Raw genomic sequence first — 4,360 nt, 5'->3', positions numbered from 1 at the left:
TCATTGGCCATTTGCCGGTAGCGATAGGCGTGATCGGAGAGCTGGTCGCAAAAGCCCACCAGCCATTGCGACCGGCAGGCCGAAATCAGCACCCTGTGGAAGATGCGATGCAGCCTCTCCCAATCGGGATTGAGCGAGAAGAGATTCTGCGGTGCCAGACGTGACGCGCGTCCCAGGCGATGCAGCGCCAGCACGAGCTGTTCTTCCCATTCGGCGGTGCGGTGGGTGATGGATTCGCGAAGCGCTCGCTCCTCGAGCCAGCAGCGGGTGCGCGTCAGCTCCTCGAGTTCCGAGGCGCTGACCGGCATGATGAAGAAGCCGCGCTGGTCGTGCCGGCCGAGAAGCCCTTCCGAGGCGAGGCGATTGAGGGCTTCGCGGACAGGCGAGGCGCCGGCTCCATATTTGGAGACCACCCACTCGACCCGCAGCTTGCTCTCGGCTTCAAGGACACCGCCGAGAAGATCGTCCCGCAATTGCTGATAGACCGTAGTGGCAAGCGTGCTCTTCGGTCCGGCAGCGTCGTCGTTCAGATTGGCAGCTCCGTATGTCAAAGCGACTCCTTGTCCCCAGGACTTGTCCCGGGCGATCCGAAAGCATTCGCCTTCTCGTACTTGTACCATACAGGGCGAAGATTCGCCTGCTCAAGCAGAAGATCACGTTATTGTACTTTAGCACAAAGGAATATGCGGCATTTCGGAGTTCAATGCTGTAATTCCGCGCTTTTTCACAACCTGCGGGCACTTAACATGTTTTGTATGCACGCAGGAGAACCTGTTCTTTTTGTTCTTTTGTATTCGTGCGAGATCAACTGTCTGCTTTGGGCATAGACGACGGAGCTGAAAACCGAATCAGGCAATCGCTCACATCCGATGCCGTTGCCCCAAAAGCTTCACAAACCCGCCCGGCACCAGAACCTTAGCCGGCATGCAGGGCTGACGCGGGAACACTGCTGGTCAATCGGCTGCCTTATCGGCTGCCGTCCTGATCGCCTGGATGTTCTGCCGATAAGCCTCGACGCTGCCGCCTTTGAAGATGGCGGCGCCCGCCACCAGCACGTCGGCGCCGGCAGCGGTGACCAGCGGCGCGGTTTCGGCTGAAACACCGCCGTCGATCTCGATTCGGATTGGCCGGCCTCCGATGAGGGCCTTGACCCGCTTCACCTTGTCGACGATCGCTGGGATGAAGGCCTGGCCGCCGAAGCCCGGATTGACGGTCATGATCAGGATCAGGTCGAGCCGGTCGAGCACGTATTCGACCACGCTTTCCGGCGTCGCCGGATTGAGCGACACACCGGCCTTCTTGCCAAGATTCCTGATGGTCTGCAGCGAGCGGTCAAGATGCGGGCCGGCCTCGGCATGGACGGTCAAACCGTCGCAGCCGGCCTCGGCGAAAGCGGCCAGATAGGGGTCGGCCGGGGCAATCATCAGATGGCAGTCGAAGAAGGCCTTGGTGCGGTTGCGGATCGCCTTGATCACTGGCGGGCCAAAGGTGATGTTGGGCACGAAATGCCCGTCCATAACATCGAGATGTATCCAGTCGGCGCCGGCTGCCGCTACCGCTTCGACCTCATCGCCGAGTTTGGAAAAATCCGATGCCAGCACCGATGGTGCAATCAGGGTCTTTCTGCTCATGGATGCGGCCTTTCCGAGTGTCCTTCTCGTTGGCCACCCTATCGACTGCCTAATGCGCCGCAGCCGACTTGTCGAGGGTGCAGGCGCGGTCGATGCGCAGGCTGGGACGCGTGCCGTTATCCGCGATCATGCTGCGGCCAATTCCCGCTTGTCCCCACAGCCGCGAAGAAAAACCCGCCGGATTGCTCCGGCGGGGTTTCTGGTCTCGTGTCGAGCAGGTGGTTATTGCTGCTGGAGCTTCAGGATTCTGTCTGGAACCTGGTCCTGCCGCTGTTCGACCTGCGGCCTGCGCCTGCAGCACCTGCTGCAGCAGCAGGCCGGGGTTCAGCTCCAGCGACGGTTGTCCGCGGACCGCCCGGCAGTTCGGGTAGCGCCCGATCGTGCCTTCCGGGCAGCGCCTCCTGATGATCGGCTGGCACTGGCCATCGATCATCTGCGAGCCCGGTGCGCATTCCACCTCCTGCCTGCGGCATGCGCCGTTGATCACCTCGGTGCCGCGCGGGCAGACACATTCGCCGCGCTTGTTGTGGACCTGGCCGCGTACGTCGCACTGCTCCTGCGTCGGCTGCTTGCGCCGGCAGGCATTGCCCCGCACCTCGGTACCCCTCGGGCAGACACAATTGCCGTCGGCGTCGTGGACCTGGCCACGGATGGTGCACTGGTCAGGCCTTGGCCGGATCGGGCGGCAGGCGCCGTTTCTGACCTCGTTGCCTTGCGGGCAGACGCAGTCTCCGTCCGCGTCGTGGACCTGGCCACGGATGATGCACTGCTCAGGCTTCGGCCGGATCGGACGGCAGGCGCCATTGCGCACCTCGGTCCCTCGCGGGCAGACACAGTCTCCATCGGCATCGTGGACCTGGCCACGGATCGTGCACTGCTCCGGCTTTGGCTGGATCGGGCGGCAGGCATTGCCCCTGATCTCGGTTCCCCTGGGGCAAACACAATCGCCATCCGCATTGTGGACCTGGCCACGGATAGTGCACTGCTCGGGCTTGTCGGTCCTGACGCACCTGCCGTTCTCGAGCCCGGTTCCGCGTGGGCAGACGCAGCGTCCGTCCTCGGTGCGGATCTGGCCCTCGAGCAGCACACAGCGTTTCGGCTGTTCCGGCTTCGGCACGATACCACCGCCCGGCGAGCACTGGCCGTTGCGGTAGGTGGTGCCTTCGGGGCAAACGCAGCGGCCGGCATCGTTCATGACGAAGCCTTGCGAGCATTCCTTCCTCGTCTCCTGGCTAATGGTGAAGGGATGGCAGGCATAGGCCTTGCCGCGATCGCCCTGCACATTGGTCTGATCGCCGCCAAGCACGTCGCCACCGCCCTGCACCCGTGTGTCGGGAGACAGCACGCCGACGCAATTCTGGCCGCTGACATTGCCCTGCAGATTGGCCAGGCGGCCGTCGTCGGGAATGACCACGGTGACATGGTGTACCCGGCTTTCGCCGGCGCCGAGCGTCAGGTTGGCAATGCAGGACGCAGGCAAGGTTGCCGGTTCCGGCGAGCAGCCGAAGGGCGGATCGATCGAGGTGATCTCAACGCCTTCCAGCCTGCCGAGCCCCTCCACGCCGATCGCATCGCCGATGCGGACCGGCCCGGAGAAGGCGGTCGCTCCGTCATTGATGATGGTGATCTCGAACGAGCAGGGTTGGCCGAGCCTGCATTCGCGGTCGCCGGTCTTTTCGACACGGATGGTCGAAGAACCGCCGCCCTTGGCGCAGGCCTGGCCAAAGGGATAGACGACGTCGTCGCCCGGCGCAGGCCCATAGGAGCCGCGCGCGCAGTTTTCGAACGCGCCATTCGCCGAGACCGTCACGTCGAAGTGGCGGCTGGTTCCAGGTGTCATGACGGCACCGGGAATCTGGCACGACAGCGCATTGGCCGGAACCGGTCCGCACGCCCATTCCGCGCCGTCGGGGGTGACGGTCTGGATCTGGACGGGCGCGCCGCCGGCCACCAGCGTGGCGGCATCGTTGACCCGCACCGGACCGGTGGGGGCAGCGGTGCCAAGGCTGGTGACGGTGATGCGGCAAGAGACGACCGCGGCACCGGCGAGCGAGCCGTTGCACACCTTGGTGATGCGCAGGGTCGGCTTGCCGCCATTGGGATGACGGAAGCGTTCCTTGGCGCAGGCCTTGTTGTTGGTGAGGTCGTTTTCCCCGGGGATGGGCTTCACCTCAGCGCAATTCTCGACAGTGTCCGACTGGTAGCCGGCCGGCATGACCGCCTTCACGAAGATCGGCGTCGAGGCGCCCGCAGGCAGCGAGATGCCGGCATTGTCGCAACGGAACTGGCCGGGGCCGTTCGGTCCGCATGTCCAGGGCGGGTTCGGGCCGAAGGTCGAGGACGACGGCGCGCCGCCGGGATAATTGTCGATGACCGTCAGCGGTCCATTGTAGGTGGCGCTGCCGTTGTTGATGATGTCGATCACGAAGGTGCAGATGCCGTCGGCCGAGCAGACCGGGACGCGGGCACGCTTCTTCAGGATCAGGTCGACCTTCTTCTCCACCGGCGGCCGGCAGTCGCGGTCACGGTCGCCGCGCCGGCAGATCGGGATCGAGGCACAGCCGCGATCGTTCGACTGGCTGCCGAACAGCGGCTTGCCGCTGGCGCCATAATTGTAGGTGGCGCAGTTGCGTAAAGCACCGCCTTGCCAGCCTCCGGCCGGCTTGAAGCCGAGCTTGAGGCCGACGGAGGCCCCCGGATTGAGCGTGGTCACCGGATAGGCGCAGGTC

General features: G+C 64.4%; 2 protein-coding genes and 1 pseudogene. All 3 read right to left on the bottom strand.

Translation table 11 applies throughout. The features are described 5' to 3' along the window. The coding region (locus ENZ75_RS22780; RefSeq protein WP_164887940.1) for a GntR family transcriptional regulator at positions 1–551 on the bottom strand (551 nt) is incomplete at its 3' end. 402 nt (positions 552–953) lie between these two features. After that, positions 954–1,631, bottom strand: a complete 678-nt coding sequence (gene rpe / locus ENZ75_RS22775) for a ribulose-phosphate 3-epimerase (protein WP_063169678.1) — start codon at positions 1,629–1,631, stop codon at positions 954–956. Positions 1,632–1,853: 222 nt separating this feature from the next. Continuing rightward, positions 1,854–4,360, bottom strand: a pseudogene (locus ENZ75_RS22770) (hypothetical protein); the annotation flags it as partial.

The sequence above is a fragment of the Mesorhizobium sp. M7A.F.Ca.CA.002.04.1.1 genome (assembly GCF_004022805.1).
Lineage (GTDB): Bacteria > Pseudomonadota > Alphaproteobacteria > Rhizobiales > Rhizobiaceae > Mesorhizobium > Mesorhizobium ciceri.
Note: the sequence above shows the minus strand (reverse complement) of the source record. Positions and strands in the feature narration are given on the sequence as shown.